The sequence below is a fragment of the Glaciimonas sp. PCH181 genome, assembly GCF_003056055.1.
Taxonomy (GTDB): Bacteria; Pseudomonadota; Gammaproteobacteria; order Burkholderiales; family Burkholderiaceae_D; genus Glaciimonas.
In genome coordinates, this window is record NZ_PYFP01000003.1 from 86,590 (window position 1) to 110,038 (window position 23,449).

Below are 23,449 nucleotides of genomic sequence, written 5' to 3' on the forward strand. Positions count from 1 at the left end.
CATTAATGGAGAAAACCAATTGAAATCCAAGGGATCGCTGCCACCACTAGCAATGCCAAAAGCAGCGCGCCAAGGTAAGGCCAAATGCGCCGCATCCCCGCATCCGGACTGACCCGGCCTATCGTGCAAGCGCTGTAATAGCCCAATCCAAAAGGTGGCGCGAACAAGCCGATTCCCATCGCCAGAATCACCACCATCGCGTAATGCACCTCATGCACGCCAAGCTGACGGGCAATCGGGAACAACAATGGACCAAACAACACCATCGCCGGAATCCCTTCCAACACGCTGCCCAAGACGATAAAAGTGACAATTGAAATCAACAGAAATCCCCAGCGGCCACCCGGTACCGCAGCCATCGCAGCCGCCAAAGCATGCGAAAAACCGGACTGCGTCAAAGCCCACGCCATGCAGGTTGCCGTGCCGATAATGAACAGAATTGCACCAGACAATGAAGCGGTCTCCACCAGCATCGGGAATATCCTGCGCACATCGAAACGGCGATAGACCAGTACGCCAACCAGAATGGTGTAGACGATGCCGATGGTCGATACTTCCGTTGCCGTTGCTACGCCCTCTACCACTGCGGTGCGGATCAATACAGGTATCGCCAGCGCGGGCAATGCGATCACAAAACTACGTAAAACCTCGGCAGCCGGTGCGCGTTTGATACCGACCATATTTTTTTCAGGAATCCGGTAGCGTGCCAACAGCGCCAGCACCAAAGCCAACACGACGCCGGGCAGCAGACCGCCAGTGAACAACGCGGCAATCGATACGCCTGTCACCGATCCAATCGTAATCAGCACTAGTGATGGTGGAATGGTCTCCGCCATGGCACCCGATGCTGCCAGCAAGGACACCAACTCGCCCTCATCCATACCGCGCTTTTTCATCTCGGGAAACAACACCGGCGCGACTGCCGCCATGTCCGCTGTTTTTGCGCCCGAAATCCCCGACACCAACATCATTGCGCCCAGCAGTACGTAAGACAAACCGCCGCGCACATGTCCTAGTAACGACGCCAGAAATCCGACCATTGCCTTTGCCATCTGCGTCATTTCAATCAGTTGGCCCAGCAGGATAAACAGCGGCACCGCTAGCAAAATCAAAGAACTCATGCCCTCGTTAATCCGGCCCGACACCACCTCTAGCGGCGTCGATGTCGTCACCAGCAAATAGGCCACAGTCACGAGGCCAAAACAGAATGCAATCGGCACGCCGGCCAATACGCCAGCGCCGACTAGCAGCACAAAGAAAAATAGTAAATTCCAGTTACCGATGGTTTGTAAGGCGCTTGCGCCCAGATAAAGGGCAATCGCAATCACGGCTAGCGTAACCCCGACGAACGCCAGATTACGCAAACGGTAGGTTTGAAATCGCAGCAACCGCAAGCCGCAAATCGCCAGCATTAATAGGCAACCGACCGGCAATGCCGCCTCGCGCAAGGTGCCGGGCAGCCCCAGCGCAGGCGATTGCACCACCCATTCCTGCTGCGCATAGTCAATTGCGGGCCACAGCAATAATGCTAGAAATAAACAGGGTGTGGCGACCGCCAGCGCCTCCACCCGCGCCCGCCATTCACCGGAAAGTTTGCTCACCAGCGCGGTCATGCGCATATGTTCGCCACGCCGCAATGCGACTGCTGCGCCGAACATCGCCAACCATAAAAACACGGTCGATGCCAACTCATCGGCCCACACCAGCGGCTGATGAAACACAAATCTTGCGATCACACTTGAAAGCAAAATCAGCACCTCTGCAACAACCGCAATCGCGGCTGGCACTTCAACAATCCAACCTAGCGCTTTTTCCAGCTGCGCCAAGCCGATACCGTGGCTTCGCGGATGCATTTGTTGCTGCGATGACGCATCGCTGTGATGACTGGCGGCCATCATGCTAATGCTCCGACCTCTTGCTGCAATAAGTTCCAGCCTTGCTCGCCGAACTTTGCTTTCCAGTCTTTGTAAAAGCTACTCTTGCGCAACGCATCGCGGAAGGCATTTTTATCGACATCGACGAACTGCAAACCTTTGCCGGTCATGTCCTGCCGTAAGGTATCGTTCAGCTTGGCAATATCGGCGCGTTGATCGAGCGCGGAACGATCAAACTCGCGCCGCACAATGACTTGCATATCGGCGGGTAATTTTTCCATCGCCCTGCGATTTCCGAGTATCCAATAGCCGTCCCAGACGTGGCTGGTCATGCTGCAATATTTTTGGACTTCATAGAGACGTGCAGTGGCGATGATCGGCAACGGATTTTCTTGCCCCTCGACCAGCTTGGTCTGCAATGCCGAATACACTTCATTGAAATTAATCGGTGTCGGCCCGGCACCCAATGCCTGAAATAGCGACGTCAGAATCGGTGCTGGAGGCACCCGCATTTTGAAGCCGCGCAAATCCTCGGGCGTATGAATTGCGCGGGTCGATGAAGTAAGTTGGCGGAAGCCGTTATCCCAACTACGCGAAACGGTGACGATGCCGAACTTCTCAATCTCACTGCGAATATATTTGCCTAAAGGCCCATCGACCGCTTTCCAGACTTGCGCATAACTGTTAAACGCGAAACCGGTATTCACGATGCCAGAAGCAGGCACCAGCGTGGCGAGAATGGATGACGCCAGATTGAAAAATTCAACGCCGCCATTTCGTACTTGCGCCAAAAGATCGGTATCGGAACCAAGCTGATTGGCGGGAAACAGACGAATATCGACACGGCCGCCACTGGCCTCCTTGATCCGGTTGATCGCATCCTGCGCACGTTTGTTGACCGGATGCGTGGGATCTTGCCCGGTGGCCATTTTGTAATTGAATTCCGCTGCGTGAGCGTATTTGCCGATCATTGCCGACAACGGCAACACAGCGCCATAGGCGAGGATTTTGCGGCGGGCGTGGCCCTGCTGACCGAGGCTATCATCGTGTTTCATTTTTTGTCTCCTGTTTTGGATAGGAACAGCTTTGCGACTTAATTATTTTTATGTGCCCGGATATTTCCGGGCTTTTTTGTTTTAACGACTGTTACTGCAAGACAACTTCTAGCATGATAGTTTTTAATGAATCAGCATCCCGCCGTTCACATCCAGCGTGACGCCAGTCAGATAACTGGAAAGATCGCTGGCAAGAAACAAGCAGCTATTCGCCACGTCCGCCGCATCGCCCAGACGATTCAGCGGAATGCCTTTTAAGATATCAATCTTCATTTGGTCGGTCAGCTTGCCTGCGGTAATGTCGGTCTGGATCAAACCCGGTGTCAACGAATTGACGCGGATATTATCCGGCCCCAATTCCCGCGCCATGGCACGCGCCAGCCCCAGCACCCCTGCTTTTGCCGCTGAGTAATGCGGGCCACCAAAAATTCCGCCGCCGCGCTGTGCGGATACCGATGACAGGCAGACGATTGAACCGCTGTGACGGCCACGCATGTGGGGGATAAACGCTTGGCTCATATAGAGCGTGCCGCGCAACGAAACATCGGTGACGGCCTCGTAATTGGCGGCCTCGATTTCCATGATTTTCAGGGGCTGGGTGATGCCTGCATTGTTGACTAGAATATCGACGTGTCCCAGCCGTTGCAGGACTTCTTGCGCGGCCTTTTGGCAGGCGGCTTTATCGGTGACATCGCACGCCAGGCCGATGTGGGCGGGCCCGATATCGGCTGCGGCAGCGGCGGCGGCTTCTGCATCCAGATCGAGGATGGCGATGAGTGCGCCATGGCTGGCGAACAAACGGGCGACGGCCTTGCCGATTCCTCTGGCAGAGGCTGCGCCGGTAATCACGGCAACTTTATTTTTTAATAGCACCTGAGTCTCCTTAGATTGATAACTTTGTTATCTTTGTAATAATTAATATGACGAAATGAGTATTTCATGCGACCGGGGGGCCAGCAAGCTACAATCCTTCAAAGTGCTTTGAATTTTTTTCATAGCTGACATTTTCCCGCGCATTTCATCCGATCGATTCCACTCGCTACTAACAGCCAACAATGCATCTACCTCCTCTAAAATCGGTCATCGCATTTGAAGTCGTCGCCCGTCATACCAACATCAGCAAGGCGGCTGAGGAGTTAAATCTGACGCCGTCAGCGGTCAGTCATCAAATCTCTAATCTGGAAGCTTTTATAGGGATGAAATTGTTTGAGCGCACATTTCGGGGCGTTACGCTGACACCCGCCGGTGAGCGTTATCAACAAAGTCTGGCGGGGGCGTTGGCGTTGATTGCGAATGCTGCGCAAAGTGCGCGTGGGGAGGATGGGATTGAGATATTGCGGGTGCATAGTGCGCCCAGTTTTGCCAGTCTGTGGTTGATGCCGCGTTTGCCACATTTTATGAAGACGCATCCGGATATTCGGTTGCGGTTGTCGGCGTCGCATATGTACACCGAGTTTTCGCATGGGGATATTGATTTGGATATTCGATATGGGGCGGTGCGGTGGGCTGACTTACATGTGGAGACGATTTTTACTGAAGAGATTATGCCGGTGATTAGTCCGGCTTTATCTGCGGAATTGGATTTGCGCGGTGCGCAGAATTTGTTGCAGCAAAATTTGATTTTTTCTGAGGTGAATCTGGTGCAGTGGCCGCAGTGGTTTGCTGCGCATGGGTTGCCGGTTAGCCCTAGCCAATATGGGTTGAGTTTTGATCGTGCTTATATGTCGATTGAGGCGGCGGTTCAGGGGTTGGGGATTGCTTTGGAAAGCAATCGGTTGTCGGAGGATTTTTTGAAGCGGGGGTTGTTGGTGCCGGTGTTTCCGGATCAAAGTGGGATTCGGGTTTATGCACATCATTTGGTTTATCCGGCGGCGCACGCTAAGCGGTCTAAGGTGGGGAGATTTATTGCCTGGATTATGGATCAGGCGGCAGGAAGATGACATTGGATTTGTTTAGTTCAGTGTTGCTGGTTGTTGACACGGTTTGTGCTCCGTGGATGCAAACCAGGGGCACTTAACGAAGCAAAAAAAAAGTGACTAGCTGTCAGGCTACCCCCGACAAAATCTACGGAGAAAAACCCGTTTTAATCACCACCAAAACCGAACTTATTTCGTCAACCAGCTACGCAATATAAAACTAACAGAATCCACCACCGCCACCATCACCAGCATCGCCAAAATAACATTAGCAGCCTGCTGCATCTGAAACAACGACAAATGGTATTTCAGCATCTGCCCCAATCCCCCCGCCCCTACAACCCCAAGGATCGCAGCAGCACGAATATTATTCTCCCACCGATACAAAGTATAAGACATCATCTGCGGCAAAGTCTGCTGCAATGTCGCATACAAAAACGCCGGAACAGCTCCAACACCATTAGTCCGCAACGTACTTTCCGGCAGCGAAGAAGTATTCTCATACGCATCCGCAAACAACCGCCCCAGCACGCCAGAAGTATGCGCAGCCAATGCCAGCGTGCCTGCAAACGGCCCAAGCCCCGCTGCAATCAACAATATCGACGCCCATACCAATTCAGGAATTGACCGCAGAACATTCAACAAAGTACGCGTCGCCGCCCGCGCAACACCACCAAACCGACCACTTGCTGGCAACCCCAAAACCACCCCCGCAATCGCCGCCAATATTGTCCCCAATGCCGACATCGATAACGTCTCCGCTGTACCAATCGCAATTTTAAGCAAGAACGGCACAGACAACTCTGGCGGTGCAAAACCATGCAAAAACTCTCCCGTCGTCCGCACCGCTTCCTGCGTAAAAAATCCACCCCATTGCAGCGGCAACGAGATAAAACTGATGACGATCAGCGCCACTAAACCCAACAACAATGCAACCGTCGACAAGCGCCAGCGCGGTGCTTCCGGCAAAGTGGCGTATTCAGGAAGGACAGCTAACGCAGGATGTAACTTAACTGCCGCTGAGCGAGTGTTAATAGAAGCCATTAAGCAAGCCTTCCGCGCAACATCTTGCTAACGGCATCCGCCGCGGCAACCAACAAAACAAAAATCAACAACATCGTCGATAACTCATCACCGGCCATCATTTTCATGGACTCATCCATGCGCTGACCAAGCCCGCCAGCGCCAACAAAACCCATCACAACCGATCCCCGGATTGCGCATTCCCAACGATAAACCGTGTACGACACCAATTCAGCCGCCGACTCCGGCAACGCACCATATAACAGCGCAGCCAAACGTCCGCTGCCATTTTTTAGCAACGTATCCGATGCATGCGAATCCGAAGATTCAAGAATTTCCGCATACACTTTTCCCAGCATTCCGCAGTACGTCAATGCAATCGCGATCACCCCGGCGGTAGGCCCCAACCCTACGATACGCACCAACAATAAAGCCCACACCAATTCAGGCACGCTACGCAGCAGCACCAGCAACCAACGCACAGCTTCCCGTACCAGCATCGCAAAACGCCCCATCCGCCCGGTGCCAAGGCGAGAAATCGATAAATGCGCCGTCACGACCATCGTCATCGGTATCGCTGCCAGCATCGCCAACGTCATGCCGATGGTTGCCATTGCGATGGTGTCCCAAGTTGCACCGGCAACCATTTTTAAAAATTCCAACGAATGCGCGGGCGGTGCAAAACTGGCGAGAAATTTACCTGTCGCGCCCAGACTTTGGGCGTCCAGTAATGTCCACGGCTTAAATTCGCTAAGCACCAGCATCGGCCATAGCAAGACCAGCGCGACGATAGACATCATGACGCGCCCACGCCATGCCGGATCGCGGTGCAAGTTGTCTTGCAATCGCAAGGCATTATTTGAATTGGGGGTAGACATGGATACGGACTTAGCAGCGCGGCGTGAGCGCGGCAGATGCCAGCGCTGGTTGCACCATGGAAGAATGCGCATCGTGTTGCGCCGTTTCGCCGTCTGGCGTTTGTTCGCCGCTGGCTTCGCTACTATTCCGATACAGCGCATCGATCATGGCATTGGTCACATTTTCCCGCGCAGCATCAAATACAATGCGGCCGCCTCTCAGCCCAACGATCCGGGGGAAATATTCACGTGCCAATGCAACCTGATGCAGACTGCATATGAGAGTTGCGCCGCGTGTGCTTGCTTCCTGCTGCAATACCGACAAGGTCTGTAAAGCCAGCGTAGGGTCTAGCGCCGATAACGGCTCATCGACTAAAAATAAGTCGGCCTGACTAATTAATAGTCGCGCCATGCCGCAGCGTTGCCGCTCTCCACCGGACAAACGATCCACCCGTGCGTAAAGTTTATCTTGCAAATTCACCCGCGCCAAAGCATTAAAAGCGGCGATTGGATAAGCCGGTTTGATGAGCGATCTGATCGCTTGCCATACGCTCCATTGCGGCAACAAGCCCGCCAATACAGCACTGACTACACGCTGACGTGGTGGCAACGGCGGCGTTTGCGGTGCCAAAAAAAGACGCGCACGTAACGCATGGCGGGCAGCACTGCTCAGCCGCCATGGATCTTCGCCAAACAAGGTAAAACTACCCTGCTCCGGCTTTAATGCGCAAGCCAGGGTATGCAGCAACGTGGTCTTGCCCGCGCCGGACGGCCCGATCAGCGCGATCTGTTCGCCCTGATCGATTGCCAGCGTCAAGTCTTGCAACGCTAGCGTGGCATTGGTTGCACTTGGATGACGAACAGATAAATTAGTGAAAGAAAATATCATGCCATCCGCTTTACTTCAGCAAACCCGCATTGCGTGCCGCTGCCTCAATCGCTGCATAATTTTCTGCTTTGGTAGGAATAAATCGCGTAGCGCGTTGCAAATCCAGTATTTCTTTATCTTGCGGATTGTCTTTATTTAACGCCAAAAATGCGTCAGTCAATTTTTGGCGCAGAACCGGATTCATGTCCGAACGCACGCTCCAGTTATAGTCGTAATAACCGGGCGTAGTGTAAAACACGCGCACCACTTTTGGATCAACCTTGCCTTCTGCCACCAGCTTTTCCCATACCGAGATATTCAACGCACCGGCATCGACTTTGCCGCCAGCGACCGCCGCAACAGTAGCGTCATGCGCGCCAGAAAAAGCAATGCGCTTCATGTCAACATCGGGATTGATCTTTGCTGCTAACAAGTACGAACGTGGCATCAAATGGCCGGAGGTCGAAGATTCCGAACCAAAGCTGAAATTTTTACCTTTTAAATCTTCCAGTTTGTTGATCGACTTATTGGTCGTCACAAATACGGACTGGAATTTTTGATCTTCTTCACGCTGCACGATAGGAATAACTTTGCCGCCGCTGCGCGCATTGGCCTGCACAAACGTAAAACCGCCAAACCAGACCATGTCGAGTTTGTTATTGATCAAACCTTCGACCGATGCGGCATAGTCAGTCACCGGCGTGAATTCAACCTTCATTGCCAGTTTTTTCTCCAGATAAGCACCCAACGGCTTGAATTTGCGCTGAAGTTCGGTCGGCGCTTCATCAGGAATCGCCGATACGCGCAATACCTGCTGCGCATGGACCAATCCGGTTGTGCTCAAAGAAACCGCTGCAACCACGGTGGCTAATAGCGATTTGAGTGTGGATGAGGAAGAAAATCGAATCATGGCGCCCTCTTGTAGTTTTAAGGAGTGTGAATCAAACGGTTAATATTTTTTTACTGGATCACATTTATGGCAATACGTTAATTCCGGGCGCGCCCGCTTGCATTTCCCCGACGACGGCCGCATCGGCAAAACCTTCTCGCTGAAACAACGCTAGCACTGCATCGACCGCATCCGGCGCGCATGAAACCAGCAATCCACCTGAAGTTTGGGGATCGGTCAGTAACGCTTTCTGCACGCTAGTAATAGCGTCGTCCAAGATTACTTCGCGACCATAGCCGTCCCAATTACGTCCCGATGCGCCAGTGATATAACCCTGCTCCGCTAAACGCTGCACATCTGGCAGCAAGGGAATTTGATGCATATTTAACGCCGCGCTTAGCTTTGCAGCACGCGCCAGTTCCAGCAAATGGCCCAATAAGCCAAAGCCGGTAACATCGGTCAGCGCATGCACGCCATCCAATTCGGACAACAGTTTGCCCGGCTTATTCAGTTTTGTGGTGTTCTCGATCAAGGCGGCATAACCTTGGGCATCCAACGCATCTTTTTTAAGTGCGGCAGACAAAACACCAACGCCGATAGGCTTGCCTAAAATGATTTTGTCGCCTGCTTTTGCGCCAGCGTTGCGCTTCACTTTGGACGGATGCACCAGACCGAGCACTACCAGGCCATAAATCGGCTCAACCGAATCAATGGTATGACCGCCAGCAATCGGGATGCCCGCCTCGGCGCAAATCGATTCGCCGCCTTTGAGAATCTTGCCGATCACCTCAATCGGTAATTTATCGATCGGCATTCCCACCAGCGCCAATGCCATGATCGGTGTGCCACCCATCGCGTAGACGTCCGAAATGGCATTGGTGGCAGCGATGCGACCAAAATCGTAAGGATCATCAACGATAGGCATGAAAAAATCGGTGGTGGCGATCAGCGCTTGCTCGTCGTTTAATTTATAGACGGCGGCATCGTCGGCAGTTTCAATGCCGACCATAAGTTCTTTCGGCACTGCAAAGCCGGTCGAGTTTTTGAGGATTTCCGCCAGCACGCCGGGCGCAATCTTGCAGCCGCAACCGCCGCCGTGCGAGAACGACGTCAGTTTAATGGCTGGCTTACTGCTTGGCGTCGAGGTATCAGTCATACAAATCCTAGGTAAATGATGTTCTTGTCGCTGGATGTAAACCACGCGCCGCGCTTAAAAAGGTTTCGTCCGAGATATCCGCTAAATCCAACACTTGTGCCGCAGAAAATTGGCCAAAATTGCGTTTGATCGACTGCAAATAAGCAGGATCATAGTGCTTCACCAGCAAGGCCTCAACCAATTCTTCCATGTGACCATCTACGGCCATTTTTTGCCAGCGACTGATGGTTTCACGACCGTGTAACGCGACCAGACAACTAAGCTGCGTATTCAGCAAGGTCGGATCGCTCACAAAATGCAGGTAATCATCCATCAGTAATTTAACGCGGTTTGGCTGAGACAGCGTTATGGCAAGACACGGCGAACTGCGTATTTTATCCATCAACGCATCCGGCACACGCAAATTGCCGACTTTTTTGCTTTCAGATTCAACAAAAACGGGCAAAGCCGGATCGAAATTGCGTAACAACTCCCAAATGCTACTCTCAAACGCTTTTTGTGACGGCTGCAATGCGGTCGGCAAATTGCCTAATACGGAACCGCGATGGGCAGCGAGCTTTTCCAAATCGAGCACCTGCGCACCTTGCGCCGCCAAGACTTGCAGCAATCGGCTTTTACCGCTGCCGGTCGGACCGCACACCACGGTGTAGGTCAAGCGCTCGGCATGCTCTGCAATCGTTGCGCTGACGTGGCGTCGATATTCTTTGTAGCCACCATCCAGTTGAATGACCGGCCAGCCGATTTTTGCCAATATGTGCGACATTGCACCGCTTCTGCTGCCGCCACGCCAGCAATAAATCAACGGTTTCCAATCCTTGGGCTTATCGATAAATAAGGTCTCGATATGCTGAGCGATATTGCGGGCGATCATCATTGCGCCGACCTTCTTAGCCTCAAAAGCATTGATTTGTTTGTACATCGTACCAACACAAACCCGTTGCGCATCGTCCAGCACCGGACAATTGATGGCACCGGGAATATGATCTTCGGCAAATTCAGAAGGACTGCGGGCGTCGATGATGGCGTCAAACGTGCTGAGTTGCGGCAAGATTTCAGTAAAAGGCAAAACCGCTGGATACTTCATGAGGCAACGTTTTCGTAAAGCGATGATCTGTGACGAGGGTAATCTGGCATGATTTATGAGTGCGCGAGTCCGGTAACGTGAAAGAAATGCGTAAGGAGAAAAAGTAAGCCGCAACAAAGTCACACAATTCACGCAATAGTAAGTATCGCGCATCCCAATTGCCTGATACTGACGGCCTTGGGACGGAGTATATAGACTAGTTGCATAGACTGGCGAGAAGACAAACATTGCCTCAACTGATTAATTTAACAACTCTGCAGGGAACGCGGCGATCTTAAAATGAGTCTATTCCACGTTGTTCCCAGTTATTCCCCGTCTCGCAGCTAACAATACCCTGATCAACATCACCCTGAAGGCAACTCTGGCATGCAAGTAAAACGACGCAACTTGATCAAAGCCGGGCTAATGACCGCCCTCACCGCAACGCTGGCCGTTGCAGGCCTGACGGCAACAAGCGTGGCAAACGCCGGTTATAACGTCTGGACAAACAACTACACATTGCCGCTGGCTGATCTGCAAGCCCGAATCGAACCGCATTTTCCGGCCAATCTTCAGTACGCCCAAGTGTTTCAAGTGCAATTGAGTCATCCGCGCTTAACGTTAAATGTCGCGGATAACCGCGTTGTGACAGTCGTCGACATGAAAGTCGTTAGCAATCTGTTACTAGCCGCACCGATAACAGGCACGCTGACGCTAAGCAGTCGCCTTAAGTATGATCCTCCTTCGCGCTCTATCCGGCTTGACGCACCCCGCGTAGAGCGGGTCGACGTGGGCGGTATCGGTGCTCAATATGCACAACAACTGAATGCAATCGGTGCTGTCGTAGCAGAACAGGTTTTAAACAATTATCCTATTTATACGTTTAAACCTGAGGATTTACGCTTAGGGGGAAAAACCTTTGAACCGGGCGCAATCACGATGCAAACCGACGGTATCGTGGTTGAGGTTAAAGAAACCTAACCCTGAAAAATAGCGGTTAATTACACGGATTTTTCCACAATCTAGCTATTGCATTCAATAAAATCCGATCCATCTTAATAAGCAGGCGCACTCCCAACGAGTGGACTGACACCGAACTGCGAGGACGTCGCGCTGTGCGACGCCCGCAAAAGAACACGTAATAAGGATGCAAAAATGACGAAAAAAATGAAGATAGACTTTGTTTCCGATGTGTCATGCCCATGGTGCGTGATCGGATTGAATTCTTTGCAAGAAGCGCTCACCAGAGTGGAAGGCGATATCACGGCGGATATCCATTTTCAGCCATTCGAACTGAATCCAGACATGCCAGCCGAGGGCGAGGATATTGGCGAACATCTGGCGAAAAAGTATGGCTCAACGCCAGAGCAGCGTGCGCAAAGTAGCGAGATGATCCGCGAGCGCGGCGCACAAGGCGGTTTCACCTTTAACTTCGATAAGCGTAGCCGGATTTATAACACTTTCGATGCCCATCGCTTGCTGCATTGGGCCGAGGCGGAAGGCAAGCAATTGGCGCTGAAGCGCGCGCTGTTTGAAGCCTATTTCACCGAAGGAAAAAATCCCGGCGATCATCAGGTATTGATAGCCGTGGCCGAGTCAGTAGGATTGAATGGCGATAGCGCCAGAGAACTTCTGGCATCCGACAAATTTGCCACCGAAGTAAAACAGCAAGAACACCTGTATCTGGACAATGGGATTCATTCGGTGCCAGCAGTGATCATCAATGATCGCCATTTGATTCAGGGCGGTCAACCGGCTGATGAGTTTGAACGGGCATTACGGAAAATTGCTGAAATGGGATGATAACGGCTTAATCAGTGGCTAATCAGTGACTAAATCAGCCGCTGATTAGCGTTTTCCGGCGGACTTGCAAGTAAAGAATCGCAGTGACTGCGACTGACGACATTGCTAACCGCCAAGTCATTGCTGCGATGGTTGCGATAGAAACTAATTCAGTATTCGGTAACTGATCAAACGATGGGGCGCCTCTTGGCGCCCCATTTGCATTCAACGCCCCAAATTGTGCAATTAACCTTTACGCGAAAACTTCGCGGTTAATTGATTCAACTTTTCAGTACGCTGACGTGCTTCTTCTTCGGCTAAACGTGCGGCTTCTTCCGCTACACGTTGCAGCTTGCGATGTTCTGCATTTTTCTTGAAGCGTTCGCGCAACGTTTCTGAAGCGTGGGTGCGATGCACATCCGTAACTTCATCCGTCGTTTTGCCATCAAGATCAAATCTGACCGTCGCTTTTTCCATACCCTTGAGGTAGCGCAACGAATTCACGTGCATACCCAACGCCATCCGCAAAACCTTGCGATTCAACTCAGGACAACGTGCGATAAGCTGTTTATCGATACCAATTGCCAGCGGCATGTATTCACCGAAAGCAGGGAATTTTTCTTGCAATTCTTTGAGCAAAATACGTGCATTTTGCGCTGGAGCAGACTTAACGGCTGGCGCAATCGCCGGCGTCACTTCAGGGGTGTTGCTAGTAGTTGAACTGGTCATGGTCATTGACAACAAAAGACATTTGTATTTTCAAGCCGGGAAGCATAGCACGGAGAAGCGTTTTGGTCCGCGCTATGCTGTGGTTTTAGGCGTTTTTGCGCCAAAAACGATATATCCGCAACGCTACATGGGCGTCATTGGCAGCGTAAAGAATCTGACGCTCGGTGAGGGGGAACTTAGCCCAGTTACTGGTGGAGGTCTTCTTGGATTTTCTCAAATGGCTGCCAAACAACCGCGCCACCGCCGTTTTGGCCCCCACATCGTTGCGGCTATCTTGCCGCAACGCGACAGATAAATCCAAAACGTGTGCCGAACCGATCCCACACTTTGTTTTCAGCCGTTTAACATCGTCACCAAGACCGAATCCGACTTTCAGAATCTTGCTGGACTCCAGAACAGCTTTCAACACCTCAGCATAAGAAAACCGTCCGATAGGAAATAAATAAGCGATATCGTCGGTCGCCAGCTGAATCAAATGCGGTCCTTCCGATTGCTCGCCTTTGTTAAAGGTCGGTTTGGACTCAGTATCAAAGCCGATCACATCCGCCGCCAACAGCGCGGCCAGCGCCTCTTGCGCGTGGGACTGCGTTTCAATCACGCGCACGTCAGAAAGGGCGATACCCTCATAAAACGGGAGTGAGGGTTCGGTTACATCGATTGCCATGCTGATCGTCATTGGATTCATTTCATGTGCTCAAAATTCTCAATATTTCTTCTGAGAAACTTTTAAGCGTCATTCGCTGTCTGAGGCCTGCATCTGGTGCACACCCCAAGCGAAAAATCGAACGCCGCTTCATAAGCATTAGATATTACTAGATGCCGGCTGAGTCTACCCTTGCCCCTTCTAAATAATTAAATAATTAAATAATGAATAGTGCAATTTCATCAACATTGAAAAGGTAACAAAAATGGTAATGTCGATTTGTAACACTGGACAGAGAACGTCACCCGTCGCGATGACAATGACTGAACTAACACTTCAGACGGAGAAAAAAGGAAGACCCTCCACCAAGTCTTTAAAAAATTTACTCAAACAAGTAAGCGCATCGCACTTAAATATATCTGCATCAGCGTTTGATAGCTTTAAAAAGACCGGCCTGCATATGCAAGAAAAACTGGACGCGTCAACGTCCCGCGCCAAAGAGGTAAAGGGAGAATTGTTAAGGAAAATCATCGCTGAGTATGCAGACCGTATCGGGCCGCCCGCGCGCAGCGTTGCATTAAGTCACTCTGACGTCGACTCAGAATGCAATATGAGAAGAAATAGCTTTTCCTCAGAAGTAGCCACGCCACAGAATAGCGTCGCGTCGCTCTCCTCGTCACTATCATCGTTTACGTCCGATGATGGGTCGGAAGTCACTACTCGCGCAAATAGCCTGGCATCACTCCGCTCTGCGTCCATGTCCGGATTCAGCATCTCATCCACTAATTCAGGCTCTGGGCGGCGTATTGATGAAAATCGCTGGATGCCGGAAATATTATTCAGCGAAAGGTAAATGCAGTTCTTGGTCAAGTAACGCTGACAACGCAAACGGGTCTGACATTCTTTAACACGCAGCGCGTCCAGAAAATGACAGACCCATTTATACCGCTAACAGCGAACGGACGAATCAGTAAGCCGGCAATGTCGTCGAGTACGCCTTAGTTCGACTCGGCATGCAATGCCTGAATAATATCCGAGCGCTTCAATTGCGGCGCAAACTGCAGGATAAAGTCTAGCGTGTAAGACCGCAAATAAGCGCCACGTCGCACTGCCAATCGCGTAACGTTTGACGCAAACAGATGCGCCACTTCAATCGTCTGCAAGCCACTCTGACGCGTATGTTCTGACGCCATCGCAGCCACAATCCCAACCCCTAATTCCAGCGAAACGTATTGTTGGATGACGTCGGAATCCATTGCCGTCAGAACGATATCCGGCGTAATACCCGCCGCCCTGAATGCTGCATCAATATGGCCGCGTCCGGTAAAACCGACATCGTAGGTAATCAATGGATAAGCAGCCAGATCGCTGAGACTGATCGGGCGCTCTACCAACAGCAATGGATGATGCTGCGGCACTACCACCACGTGACTCCACTCGTAGCACGGAAACGAAATCAACTCTTTAAATTGCGACAGACCTTCAGTCGCAATGCCGACATCGGCTTTACCCGAAATAACCCATTCGGCGATATGTTCCGGCGAACTCTGCTGCAATGCAATACGTACATCAGGAAAGCGTGCGCGGAATCCCTGCACTACCCGTGGCAATGCATAACGCGCTTGCGTATGCGTCGCTGCGACGGTCAGCGTGCCGGTGGTTTCGCCGGAATATTCCTTGCTGGCCTGACGCAAATTTTCAGCTTCCTGCAATAGCTTTTCGACGATCTGCAAAATGCCTTTACCGGGATCGGTCAGGCCGATCAGGCGCTTGCCATTACGCACAAAAATATCGACACCTAATTCTTCTTCCAGTTCGCGAATCTGTCGGCTAACGCCTGGCTGAGAAGTGAACAGGACATTGGCGACTTCGGTCAAATTAAAGCCGCAGCGTGCCGCCTCGCGGATAGATCTTAATTGCTGAAAATTCATCTGGCATCCTGATAATGTTGGTTCTTTTGGTCGACTGCATTGTCAACGAATACATGCAAACGACGCGGGCGCACGACTAGCGTTTCGCCCTCCTTTAAATTGAGTCGTGCAAAGCGCTCGGCCGAAATCACCGCCTCGATCAGCTCTGCATTGTCGTCGCGCTCTAACTCCAGTTGCGCCAACGGTCCTATCGCATGGGCGCGCTTCAATTGCACCACGATGCCTTCGGCGCCAGTGGTATAACGCTCGATATCCAAATCGTGCGGACGTACATAACCGATTCCGGCAGCATCTTCTGCCTCGGCATGATTGGGCGCATCGAAACGAATCCCGCCGGTATCGAGCACGCCACGATGGACGCGGCCATGGAATAGATTAACGTTACCCAGAAAGCCATATACAAAGGGCGATGCCGGATGTTCATACACCTCTTGCGGGGCACCGATTTGCTCTACATTTCCTTTATTCATCAGCACAATCTGATCGGCTACTTCTAATGCTTCTTCCTGATCATGGGTCACAAAAATACTGGTCACGTGAAGTTCGTCATGCAAGCGTCGCAACCAGCGTCGCAGTTCTTTACGAACCTTTGCATCCAGCGCACCGAACGGCTCATCCAGCAGCAATACGCGGGGCTCGACTGCCAATGCGCGGGCCAGCGCTATCCGCTGCCGCTGTCCGCCAGACAGTTGCGGCGGAAACCGATCCGCCAGCCAATCCAGCTGGACCAACTCCAACAGTTTTTTTACTTTTTCGCGGATGACGCTTTCGGATGGACGTGTTGCACGCGGCTTGACGCGCAAGCCAAAAGCAATATTTTCGAACACGGTCATGTGCTTGAACAATGCGTAATGCTGAAATACAAAGCCGACCTGACGTTCGCGCACATGGCGCGATGACGCGTCTTCACCATCCAGCAACACTTGACCGGAGTCTTGCCCTTCAAGCCCCGCGATAATCCGCAGCAACGTGGTTTTTCCGCAACCGGATGGTCCTAATAACGCGGTCAGTTCACCGGTGGGAAACTTCAGCGAAACATTATTCAACGCCGTGAATTGCCCAAATTTCTTATTGATATTATTGACTTCAATGCCCATGGCATGCTCCTGATAATTGTGTCAGCGCTTGGTATGCGCTATTGCAGTGTTCTGTTTGCAACGATCTCTGATCACGTCGGCTCTGCGGTCTCATCCCGCAAACGCCATTCAATAAACGACTTAAGGGCTAGCGTCACCAATGCCAGAAATGCCAGCAAGGAAGCAACGGCAAAAGCGGCCTGAAAGTTATATTCGTTGTATAAAATTTCGACTTGCAGAGGAATCGTGTTGGTCTCGCCACGGATATGGCCGGATACCACGGAGACTGCGCCAAACTCGCCCATTGCCCGGGCGTTACACAAGATCACGCCGTACAACAAACCCCATTTAATATTCGGCAGCGTCACATGCCAGAACGTCTTCCAACCGGACGCGCCCAACACTAATGCCGCTTCTTCCTCTTCACTGCCTTGCGCCTGCATCAATGGGATCAACTCACGCGCCACAAACGGGAAAGTAACGAACACCGTTGCTAATACGATGCCAGGCACCGCGAACAAAATTTTGATGTCATGCTCGCGCAGCCACGGCCCAAACCAGCCTTGCGCGCCAAACAACAGCACATAGATCAAACCCGATATCACTGGCGAAACTGAAAACGGTAAATCAATCAATGTCAGCAAGACGTTTTTGCCACGAAAATCAAATTTGGCAATCACCCATGACGCTGCCACGCCAAACACCAGATTTAACGGCACGGCAATCACCGCCGTCAGCAATGTCAGCTTGATGGCGCTGACCGCATCCGGCTCAATGATCGCGGCGATGTAGGCTTCCCATCCCTTCTTGAAGGCCTCGACAAAAACCGACACCAGCGGCACAACTAAAAAGAATGTCAAAAATAATAAGGCAACGCTAATCAGCAATGCCCGCACCCAAAATGGCTCTAGCGTGGCGTGCGGTACGTGAATCGGCTCCCCGCGTGCATGCAGGGTTGTAGTAGTGGATGGAGATGTACTCACAGTAGGACTCACATTTGGTGCAATGGCGCTCATGGCGGATAAAACCTTCTTTTAAACTCTTTCCGACTGTCCGCGCTTGCGGGTCCAGGCTTGCAGAATATTGATCGTCAACAATAAGAGAAACGATGCCGTCAACATCACCACCGCGATGGCGGTCGCGCCTGCATAGTCATACTGTTCAAGTTTGGTGATGATGAATAAAGGCGTGATCTCTGAGACCATCGGCATATTCCCGGCAATGAAAATAACCGATCCATACTCACCAGTAGCACGTGCAAAGGCCAAGGCGAAACCGGTCATCAGCGCGGGTAAAACAGTCGGAAAAATGACCTTGGTAAACGTTTGCCAATTACCGGCACCAAGACTGGCGGCAGCTTCTTCCAATTCACGTTCAGAATCTTCCAGCACTGGCTGCACGGTACGCACGACAAACGGCAAGCCGATAAACGTCAACGCCACCAATATCCCCAACGGCGTGAAAGCGACTTTAATCCCTAGCGGCTCCAGATAGCGGCCAAACCAGCCATTCGCCGAATACAACGCGGTGAGTGCGATACCGGCCACCGCAGTGGGCAATGCAAACGGCAAATCCACCAGCGCATCGATCAATTTTTTGCCAGGAAACTTATAGCGCACCAGCACCCAGGCGACAATGCCGCCAAATACTACGTTTAATAATGCGGCCAGCAGCGATACCCCGAACGTCAACCGATAGGAAGCCATTACACGAGGTGAGGTCACGGCGATCACAAAATCCGCCCACGTCATCGTAAAGGTCTTCAAAAATACCGCCGACAGCGGGATTAATACGATTAACGCTAAATAAAACAGTGTGAAGCCCAGCGACAGACGGAAACCGGGCATCACCCCATTGACGCGAAATGGGTTGGCGGACTTCACAGAATGCGCAACGACTGAAGCGGCTGTACTAGCCATAAAACATCCCCTTATTACAAATACACCTAACGAACAGCGATATTCGCACTGGATTGTTATAAAGAGAACGAACTTTTTTGCATGTTGATAGACTTTTTTTGCATAAGAGAAATCTTAGTTTCTTGCACAGAAAAGGCCATAGGCACACAGTTTGATTAATTAAATGCCATCGTCTGCGTTGTTATTTCCGGCGAGCTGATTCCTATAAGCGTCAAAAATAGCGTGAAACAAGTGATTTTGAGATGAGCAAAATCTACAAGAAGAATTAACCCACGTTTGGTTAAATCACCAACTCATCCATCAGTCACAGGAAATTCAAATGAATGTAGCGCCGACAAGTAATGCACCGCCCGTGTTTATCACGCAGCTTTCATCGCCGGAAACGACGAATATTACTGCCCACAGCATTGATGTCATCGTCAAAGATAAATGGCCGCTCGTGATGGTTGGATTTTCCGGCAAGGGATATGCGGATTAAAAAGGAGTCGCATCAAAAGTACGCGCGATTCTGATATTGACGGTTAGCAAACAGGCCGTCTTATCGACGAAAAACTTTAAGAAAAAACAGGTCTAGTGACTTTAGGTTAAGTGACATCAACCTTTTGCACCAGCCGCTTTAATAAAGACTGTCCGTACAGCCAATCGCCAAGACGCGACTCGGCATTAATATGTCCCAGCGCTCCGGCATCGACAAATTCTGCGCCCCACACATCAGCCCACTTCAAGGCCTGATGCACTGCCATCCACGGATCGTTAAGACTGCCCACCAAAATCGACGGAAATGGCAAACAAGCCCGTACTTCGGTACTGACGCCGAATTTTTCCGGATCAGCGGGCGCGACCAGCAAAGCCCCGGCGACCAAATCTTCCGGCAGCGCGTCCTTTATCAACGCGCTATGCACACTAGTAAGACAGCCAAAACTGTGCGCGACTAATAAGATCGGCTTGCGCAATGGAACCGGCACCTCCAGCACCTCACGCAAACGTTGCGACCAGACTGCCAGCGCGGGCACATCCCACCGCTCTTGCTCCACCCTTTCAAATCCAGGATAAAGACGCTGCCAGCGCGATTGCCAATGCTGCGGCCCACTATTATTTAATCCGGGAACAACCAGCACCCGAAAATCGGATAGAGAGCGTTTGCGCATGTCAACGATCTCCGCCGTCAGTGGCCGCGACCGATGGAACCGCATCCCATGCTGGAATAAAGGGCAAGGATGAGGACGAAAACGTATCTAACGATGCTTGCGGCAAATCCCAAAAGAAACCTTGCGCAAAAATTCTGGTGCCATTCTCGGCAAAAATCTGTTGCGCCAGTTTCTGCACATTCTCACAGTCGCGTGACTTTTCCAGACGTTTAAAAATCACGCGGATATCGCGCTGATGGGCAATGTCTAGCAAACGCCGGGTTTCCGCATCATCGGTTAAGCCGCGGCTATCAATCTTCAGCACCTCCGGCCGCACGCGTTCTAGCAAGCTATGCGCCTCGGCCACCGAATTTGCATTGATGGCAAGACGAAAATGATTGCGGCGATAATTATCCAGCACATAATTCAGCAACCAGCTTTGGGTCGCTGTGATGGACGGCAACTGCAACACAATGTGCTCGTGCGGCAGTTCCAATAACTTCAAAATTCGACGGAACGCCATCCCGTGATTGCTATCCACCGCAGCTAACAAGCGCGCGTGCACACTCAGGTAGAGGTCAGCATTACCTTCAATTGAAGGCGCTGCCAGCTGACGATAGAAATTGATCGAATGCAACATCCGGCACAAACGGTCTAGTTCGATTGACTCGTCATCGCTGGCCGCGTGATCGAGCAATTTCCATAAATATAAGCCATTGTCGTTCGCCGAATAACTATGCGCAAAACCTTCGTAACCGACAATTTGATTACCGCGTTTGGCGGTCACGGTATCGACGGCATCAATCGTCTCGACCGCAACAAACCCAACATCCTCCGCTACCGCAATTTGACGGATAGGCTGAAAAACACTGGTCAGTGTCGTGTTGAAATAACGCCCCTGCGCCCGCCCATCAGCATCCAGCCAGACCCGACTTTCATCGTGTGCTGTGTTGACGGCATCAGTGCTGCTTTCATTTTGCGAACCTGACAAACTTGATGAACCTGCCGCACGCGTCTTGAGTGACGTCGGTGCGGCATGTTGTAAGCGCGCCAGATATTGCTCCAGTGCGGGAAATGACATGAGTTGCCTGTATCTAAAATAACTAAGGTAGTTAAGCTGAACTATTTAATAATTAAATCTTGGCGATCGATACTTCGGTCGCTTTTACCAGCGCGACGACTTCAGTACCGATCACCAGGCCCAAATCCTTGACCGAACGTGTCGTAATGACAGAAGTGACGATACCGGCAGGCGTTTCGACATCGATTTCGGACACGACTGTGCCTTCGATGATGGCTTTGATACGGCCTTTGAATTGATTACGTACATTGATGGCTTGAATCGACATGGTGTTTCCTAAAGTAAGAATGGATGAAAATAAATAAGAAGTAAAAATGGTTAAAAATGATGCGAAACGCGCCCGCTGCGTAGCGTGTTTAATTAGGCCAGTTTGCCGATCGATACTTCTGTTGCCTTGATCAGCGCCACGACTTCAGAACCGATGACCAGACCTAAATCCCGGACTGAACGGGTAGTAATGACGGATGACACAATTCCTATCGGCGTTTCGATATCGAGACCGGATAAGACTTCATCCTCAACGATACTGATGATTTTTCCTCTGAATTGATTGCGAACATTGATTGCCTGAATACTCATTTCGTCTCCTTGACGGTTACAGCGCGGGTGAAATGTTACGTGTGTGTGGTCTAAATTTAGGGTTTAAATGGCCCAGCTAACCTGACTTACCGTGCGCAGCAGCGAGACATCGCCCATGGCTTCAGTCCGTTCCGGCGCAGGATGTTTCAGTACGCGGGCCAGAATTTTCTCTTCCAATTGCGCGAAGACGAGATTGCCGCGTGCACGTGGGCGTGGCAGATCGATGCGTTCATCCAGTGTGATTTCGCCCTCTTCTATCAGCAGCACGCGGTCGGCCAATGCAATCGCTTCCTGCACGTCATGGGTGACCAATACCGCGGTGAAACCACTGGCTTGCCATAACGATTCGATCAATTGCTGCATTTCAATCCGGGTCAATGCGTCCAGCGCGCCGAGCGGCTCATCCAGCAGCAATAACTCCGGGTCATGCACTAGCGCACGCGCCAAGGCCACCCGCTGACGCTGACCGCCAGACAATACCGCAGGCCATTCATTGGCCCGATCTTCCAGACCGACCTGACGAAGCGCATTGCCCGCCGTAGCCGCCGAAGATTTCGATGGCAAACCTAACGCAACATTATTCAAAACTTTTTTCCAAGGCAGCAAACGCGAGTCCTGAAACATGATGCGAATTTCTGGCGCTTGCTCAGGTTGATGTCCTGGCCCGAACTGAATCGCGCCAGTGGTTTCGGTTTCTAGTCCGGCAATCAATCGCAATAAGGTACTTTTTCCGCAACCGCTGCGTCCGACAATCGCCACAAATTCACCTGCGCCGATGTCAACATCCAACGACTTCAAAACCTCACGTCCAGCATATGATTTGGACACGGATTGAATCGTGATGCTAATACCGCGCCCTGCATGTACAGATCGTTGCGCGACAGCTTCAACTTGCGCATTTTCAACCGATGCAATTTGCATATTCAACTCCATTATTCTTGCTTAACATTTTTACTGAGTACATTGCTGAGTGCATCATTGATAGCCGGGATGCCAGCGCAACCAATACCGCTCTAAACCACGCGCTAATATGTCTGCCAGTTTTCCCAACAATGCGTATAAAAGAATTCCCACCAGCACGACATCGGTCTGCAAGAATTCACGCGCATTCATCGTCATGTAACCAATCCCAGCCTGCGCAGAAATGGTCTCTGCAACAATCAGCAACACCCACACCAAGCCCAGAGAAAACCGTACGCCGACCAAAATCGATGGCAATGCGCCGGGCAGAATGACATCGCGATATAACGGCCATCCCGACAAACCATAACTCTTAGCCATCTCAATCAGGCCTTTATCGACCGACCGGATACCATGAAAAGTATTCAGATAAATCGGAAAAAACACGCCGATGGAGACCAGAAATAATTTCGACGATTCATCAATCCCAAACCACAAAATGACCAACGGAATCAAGGCCAGCGCAGGAATATTGCGGACCATCTGAATAGTGGTATCCAACAACGTTTCAGCTGTCTTGAACGTTCCGGTCAACAAACCCAGCAACAAGCCGAAGCCACCGCCGACCACAAAGCCTGAAATGGCACGCCATGCACTGACCGATACGTGCTTCCACAACTCACCCGATAGCAGCAACGTCCACGCTGCCCGGGCGACGGCAAACGGCTCTGGCAAAATGCGGCTGGAAAGCCAACCTATGCGCGCCGCCAATTCCCACACTACGATTAACAATACCGGCACCAGCCAAGGCAACAAGCCTTGACGCCAGGCTGTGATATTTGCGCTGACGCTAACCCCGCGCAGCTTTGATGCTGCGGCTGCATTGGCTAACTTTGGCGTGCTTGATTGACTCACAATAGTCGTCATATTTATTCCTTCAATCCAACAAATGTTGGGTAATGCTTATTCCGTGGTGCGTAA

26 protein-coding genes are annotated in these 23,449 nt (G+C 51.4%); 5 read left to right on the forward strand and 21 right to left on the reverse strand.

The window, feature by feature from the left end:
• Positions 1-2: 2 nt before the first annotated feature.
• From C7W93_RS21080 to C7W93_RS21090, 3 genes are all read right to left on the reverse strand, one after another.
• Positions 3-1,853 (reverse strand): TRAP transporter large permease subunit, encoded by a 1,851-nt coding sequence (locus C7W93_RS21080; RefSeq protein WP_201747338.1) that lies wholly within the window; start codon positions 1,851-1,853, stop codon positions 3-5.
• Between the two features lie 41 nt (positions 1,854-1,894).
• Entirely contained in the window at positions 1,895-2,929 is a 1,035-nt protein-coding gene (locus tag C7W93_RS21085) for a TRAP transporter substrate-binding protein (protein ID WP_108442313.1), read from the reverse strand.
• 123 nt (positions 2,930-3,052) lie between these two features.
• Positions 3,053-3,802, reverse strand: a complete 750-nt coding sequence (locus tag C7W93_RS21090; RefSeq protein ID WP_108442314.1) for an SDR family NAD(P)-dependent oxidoreductase — start codon at positions 3,800-3,802, stop codon at positions 3,053-3,055.
• A gap of 182 nt (positions 3,803-3,984) precedes the next feature.
• Between C7W93_RS21090 and C7W93_RS21095 the strand changes: the two genes are divergently transcribed.
• Positions 3,985-4,869 carry a LysR substrate-binding domain-containing protein gene (locus C7W93_RS21095; protein WP_108442315.1) on the forward strand — a complete coding sequence of 295 codons (885 nt, stop codon included), beginning with the start codon at positions 3,985-3,987 and terminating at the stop codon, positions 4,867-4,869.
• Between the two features lie 165 nt (positions 4,870-5,034).
• On the opposite strand, the gene phnE is transcribed toward C7W93_RS21095, so the two are convergent.
• From phnE to mnmH, 6 genes are all read right to left on the reverse strand, one after another.
• Positions 5,035-5,889 (reverse strand): phosphonate ABC transporter, permease protein PhnE, encoded by an 855-nt coding sequence (gene phnE / locus C7W93_RS21100; protein WP_108442316.1) that lies wholly within the window; start codon positions 5,887-5,889, stop codon positions 5,035-5,037.
• Entirely contained in the window at positions 5,889-6,746 is an 858-nt protein-coding gene (locus tag C7W93_RS21105; protein ID WP_108442317.1) for an ABC transporter permease, read from the reverse strand. The genes phnE and C7W93_RS21105 overlap by 1 nt, the downstream gene beginning before the upstream one ends.
• Before the next feature lie 10 nt (positions 6,747-6,756).
• Positions 6,757-7,614, reverse strand: coding sequence for a phosphonate ABC transporter ATP-binding protein (locus C7W93_RS21110; protein WP_108442318.1), 858 nt, complete (start codon positions 7,612-7,614; stop codon positions 6,757-6,759).
• Positions 7,615-7,624: 10 nt separating this feature from the next.
• Positions 7,625-8,503, reverse strand: a complete 879-nt coding sequence (locus C7W93_RS21115) for a putative selenate ABC transporter substrate-binding protein (protein ID WP_108442319.1) — start codon at positions 8,501-8,503, stop codon at positions 7,625-7,627.
• Positions 8,504-8,567: 64 nt separating this feature from the next.
• Entirely contained in the window at positions 8,568-9,638 is a 1,071-nt protein-coding gene (selD, locus tag C7W93_RS21120) for a selenide, water dikinase SelD (protein WP_108442320.1), read from the reverse strand.
• A 7-nt stretch (positions 9,639-9,645) separates the two neighbouring features.
• Positions 9,646-10,722, reverse strand: a complete 1,077-nt coding sequence (gene mnmH / locus C7W93_RS21125; RefSeq protein ID WP_108442321.1) for a tRNA 2-selenouridine(34) synthase MnmH — start codon at positions 10,720-10,722, stop codon at positions 9,646-9,648.
• Positions 10,723-11,088: 366 nt separating this feature from the next.
• Here mnmH and C7W93_RS21130 point away from each other — a divergent pair, with 366 nt between their 5' ends.
• Both C7W93_RS21130 and C7W93_RS21135 read left to right on the forward strand, forming a co-directional pair.
• Entirely contained in the window at positions 11,089-11,682 is a 594-nt protein-coding gene (locus C7W93_RS21130; protein WP_108442322.1) for a DUF1439 domain-containing protein, read from the forward strand.
• A gap of 174 nt (positions 11,683-11,856) precedes the next feature.
• Positions 11,857-12,504: a DsbA family oxidoreductase gene (locus C7W93_RS21135; RefSeq protein ID WP_108442323.1), complete on the forward strand. Its 648-nt coding sequence runs from the start codon at positions 11,857-11,859 to the stop codon at positions 12,502-12,504.
• A gap of 225 nt (positions 12,505-12,729) precedes the next feature.
• Here C7W93_RS21135 and C7W93_RS21140 read toward each other — a convergent pair whose 3' ends face one another.
• Both C7W93_RS21140 and C7W93_RS21145 read right to left on the reverse strand, forming a co-directional pair.
• The gene (locus C7W93_RS21140; RefSeq protein ID WP_108442669.1) at positions 12,730-13,212 is read right to left on the reverse strand and encodes a ProQ/FINO family protein; all 483 of its coding nucleotides are present in this window, start codon (positions 13,210-13,212) and stop codon (positions 12,730-12,732) included.
• A gap of 85 nt (positions 13,213-13,297) precedes the next feature.
• The gene (locus tag C7W93_RS21145; RefSeq protein WP_370446511.1) at positions 13,298-13,897 is read right to left on the reverse strand and encodes a 3'-5' exonuclease; all 600 of its coding nucleotides are present in this window, start codon (positions 13,895-13,897) and stop codon (positions 13,298-13,300) included.
• A gap of 277 nt (positions 13,898-14,174) precedes the next feature.
• Here C7W93_RS21145 and C7W93_RS24520 point away from each other — a divergent pair, with 277 nt between their 5' ends.
• Positions 14,175-14,708, forward strand: a complete 534-nt coding sequence (locus C7W93_RS24520; protein ID WP_146177593.1) for a hypothetical protein — start codon at positions 14,175-14,177, stop codon at positions 14,706-14,708.
• Between the two features lie 145 nt (positions 14,709-14,853).
• Here the strand turns inward: C7W93_RS24520 and C7W93_RS21150 are convergent, their stop codons facing one another.
• From C7W93_RS21150 to cysT, 4 genes are all read right to left on the reverse strand, one after another.
• Positions 14,854-15,786 carry a CysB family HTH-type transcriptional regulator gene (locus C7W93_RS21150; RefSeq protein WP_108442324.1) on the reverse strand — a complete coding sequence of 311 codons (933 nt, stop codon included), beginning with the start codon at positions 15,784-15,786 and terminating at the stop codon, positions 14,854-14,856.
• Positions 15,783-16,883 carry a sulfate/molybdate ABC transporter ATP-binding protein gene (locus tag C7W93_RS21155; RefSeq protein WP_108442325.1) on the reverse strand — a complete coding sequence of 367 codons (1,101 nt, stop codon included), beginning with the start codon at positions 16,881-16,883 and terminating at the stop codon, positions 15,783-15,785. Before C7W93_RS21155 ends, C7W93_RS21150 begins: the two co-directional genes overlap by 4 nt.
• 71 nt (positions 16,884-16,954) lie before the next feature.
• Complete coding sequence (cysW, locus tag C7W93_RS21160) at positions 16,955-17,878, reverse strand: sulfate ABC transporter permease subunit CysW (RefSeq protein ID WP_108442326.1); 924 nt, start codon at positions 17,876-17,878, stop codon at positions 16,955-16,957.
• Between the two features lie 18 nt (positions 17,879-17,896).
• Complete coding sequence (gene cysT / locus C7W93_RS21165; protein ID WP_108442327.1) at positions 17,897-18,781, reverse strand: sulfate ABC transporter permease subunit CysT; 885 nt, start codon at positions 18,779-18,781, stop codon at positions 17,897-17,899.
• A 319-nt stretch (positions 18,782-19,100) separates the two neighbouring features.
• Between cysT and C7W93_RS24690 the strand changes: the two genes are divergently transcribed.
• Positions 19,101-19,259 (forward strand): hypothetical protein, encoded by a 159-nt coding sequence (locus tag C7W93_RS24690; RefSeq protein WP_161539969.1) that lies wholly within the window; start codon positions 19,101-19,103, stop codon positions 19,257-19,259.
• 106 nt (positions 19,260-19,365) lie between these two features.
• Here the strand turns inward: C7W93_RS24690 and C7W93_RS21170 are convergent, their stop codons facing one another.
• From C7W93_RS21170 to ssuC, 6 genes are all read right to left on the reverse strand, one after another.
• Complete coding sequence (locus tag C7W93_RS21170; RefSeq protein ID WP_108442328.1) at positions 19,366-19,929, reverse strand: alpha/beta hydrolase; 564 nt, start codon at positions 19,927-19,929, stop codon at positions 19,366-19,368.
• Between the two features lies 1 nt (position 19,930).
• Positions 19,931-20,989 carry an EAL domain-containing protein gene (locus C7W93_RS21175; protein ID WP_108442329.1) on the reverse strand — a complete coding sequence of 353 codons (1,059 nt, stop codon included), beginning with the start codon at positions 20,987-20,989 and terminating at the stop codon, positions 19,931-19,933.
• A 52-nt stretch (positions 20,990-21,041) separates the two neighbouring features.
• Entirely contained in the window at positions 21,042-21,257 is a 216-nt protein-coding gene (locus C7W93_RS21180) for a molybdopterin-binding protein (protein WP_108442330.1), read from the reverse strand.
• A gap of 92 nt (positions 21,258-21,349) precedes the next feature.
• A complete protein-coding gene (locus C7W93_RS21185; RefSeq protein WP_108442331.1) occupies positions 21,350-21,568 on the reverse strand; it encodes a molybdopterin-binding protein in 219 nt (72 codons plus the stop codon).
• A gap of 63 nt (positions 21,569-21,631) precedes the next feature.
• Positions 21,632-22,489 (reverse strand): ATP-binding cassette domain-containing protein, encoded by an 858-nt coding sequence (locus C7W93_RS21190; protein ID WP_108442332.1) that lies wholly within the window; start codon positions 22,487-22,489, stop codon positions 21,632-21,634.
• A gap of 54 nt (positions 22,490-22,543) precedes the next feature.
• Complete coding sequence (ssuC, locus tag C7W93_RS21195) at positions 22,544-23,395, reverse strand: aliphatic sulfonate ABC transporter permease SsuC (RefSeq protein ID WP_108442333.1); 852 nt, start codon at positions 23,393-23,395, stop codon at positions 22,544-22,546.
• Positions 23,396-23,449 lie beyond the last annotated feature (54 nt).

Bases quoted from the DNA above. Each gene is read 5' to 3' on its own strand.
- C7W93_RS21135 (WP_108442323.1), top strand. From the start codon at position 11,857: ATGACGAAAAAAATGAAGATAGACTTTGTTTCCGATGTGTCATGCCCA.
- cysW (WP_108442326.1), bottom strand. From the start codon at position 17,878: ATGAGCGCCATTGCACCAAATGTGAGTCCTACTGTGAGTACATCTCCA.
- C7W93_RS21145 (WP_370446511.1), bottom strand. From the start codon at position 13,897: ATGAATCCAATGACGATCAGCATGGCAATCGATGTAACCGAACCCTCA.
- C7W93_RS21140 (WP_108442669.1), bottom strand. From the start codon at position 13,212: ATGACCAGTTCAACTACTAGCAACACCCCTGAAGTGACGCCGGCGATT.
- C7W93_RS24520 (WP_146177593.1), top strand. From the start codon at position 14,175: ATGACTGAACTAACACTTCAGACGGAGAAAAAAGGAAGACCCTCCACC.
- C7W93_RS21175 (WP_108442329.1), bottom strand. From the start codon at position 20,989: ATGTCATTTCCCGCACTGGAGCAATATCTGGCGCGCTTACAACATGCC.
- cysT (WP_108442327.1), bottom strand. From the start codon at position 18,781: ATGGCTAGTACAGCCGCTTCAGTCGTTGCGCATTCTGTGAAGTCCGCC.
- C7W93_RS21190 (WP_108442332.1), bottom strand. From the start codon at position 22,489: ATGCAAATTGCATCGGTTGAAAATGCGCAAGTTGAAGCTGTCGCGCAA.
- C7W93_RS21095 (WP_108442315.1), top strand. From the start codon at position 3,985: ATGCATCTACCTCCTCTAAAATCGGTCATCGCATTTGAAGTCGTCGCC.
- C7W93_RS24690 (WP_161539969.1), top strand. From the start codon at position 19,101: ATGAATGTAGCGCCGACAAGTAATGCACCGCCCGTGTTTATCACGCAG.
- C7W93_RS21130 (WP_108442322.1), top strand. From the start codon at position 11,089: ATGCAAGTAAAACGACGCAACTTGATCAAAGCCGGGCTAATGACCGCC.
- C7W93_RS21080 (WP_201747338.1), bottom strand. From the start codon at position 1,853: ATGCATCCGCGAAGCCACGGTATCGGCTTGGCGCAGCTGGAAAAAGCG.
- C7W93_RS21155 (WP_108442325.1), bottom strand. From the start codon at position 16,883: ATGGGCATTGAAGTCAATAATATCAATAAGAAATTTGGGCAATTCACG.
- C7W93_RS21185 (WP_108442331.1), bottom strand. From the start codon at position 21,568: ATGAGTATTCAGGCAATCAATGTTCGCAATCAATTCAGAGGAAAAATC.
- C7W93_RS21115 (WP_108442319.1), bottom strand. From the start codon at position 8,503: ATGATTCGATTTTCTTCCTCATCCACACTCAAATCGCTATTAGCCACC.
- ssuC (WP_108442333.1), bottom strand. From the start codon at position 23,395: ATGACGACTATTGTGAGTCAATCAAGCACGCCAAAGTTAGCCAATGCA.
- selD (WP_108442320.1), bottom strand. From the start codon at position 9,638: ATGACTGATACCTCGACGCCAAGCAGTAAGCCAGCCATTAAACTGACG.
- C7W93_RS21150 (WP_108442324.1), bottom strand. From the start codon at position 15,786: ATGAATTTTCAGCAATTAAGATCTATCCGCGAGGCGGCACGCTGCGGC.
- mnmH (WP_108442321.1), bottom strand. From the start codon at position 10,722: ATGAAGTATCCAGCGGTTTTGCCTTTTACTGAAATCTTGCCGCAACTC.
- C7W93_RS21110 (WP_108442318.1), bottom strand. From the start codon at position 7,614: ATGATATTTTCTTTCACTAATTTATCTGTTCGTCATCCAAGTGCAACC.
- C7W93_RS21180 (WP_108442330.1), bottom strand. From the start codon at position 21,257: ATGTCGATTCAAGCCATCAATGTACGTAATCAATTCAAAGGCCGTATC.
- C7W93_RS21085 (WP_108442313.1), bottom strand. From the start codon at position 2,929: ATGAAACACGATGATAGCCTCGGTCAGCAGGGCCACGCCCGCCGCAAA.
- C7W93_RS21170 (WP_108442328.1), bottom strand. From the start codon at position 19,929: ATGCGCAAACGCTCTCTATCCGATTTTCGGGTGCTGGTTGTTCCCGGA.
- phnE (WP_108442316.1), bottom strand. From the start codon at position 5,889: ATGGCTTCTATTAACACTCGCTCAGCGGCAGTTAAGTTACATCCTGCG.
- C7W93_RS21105 (WP_108442317.1), bottom strand. From the start codon at position 6,746: ATGTCTACCCCCAATTCAAATAATGCCTTGCGATTGCAAGACAACTTG.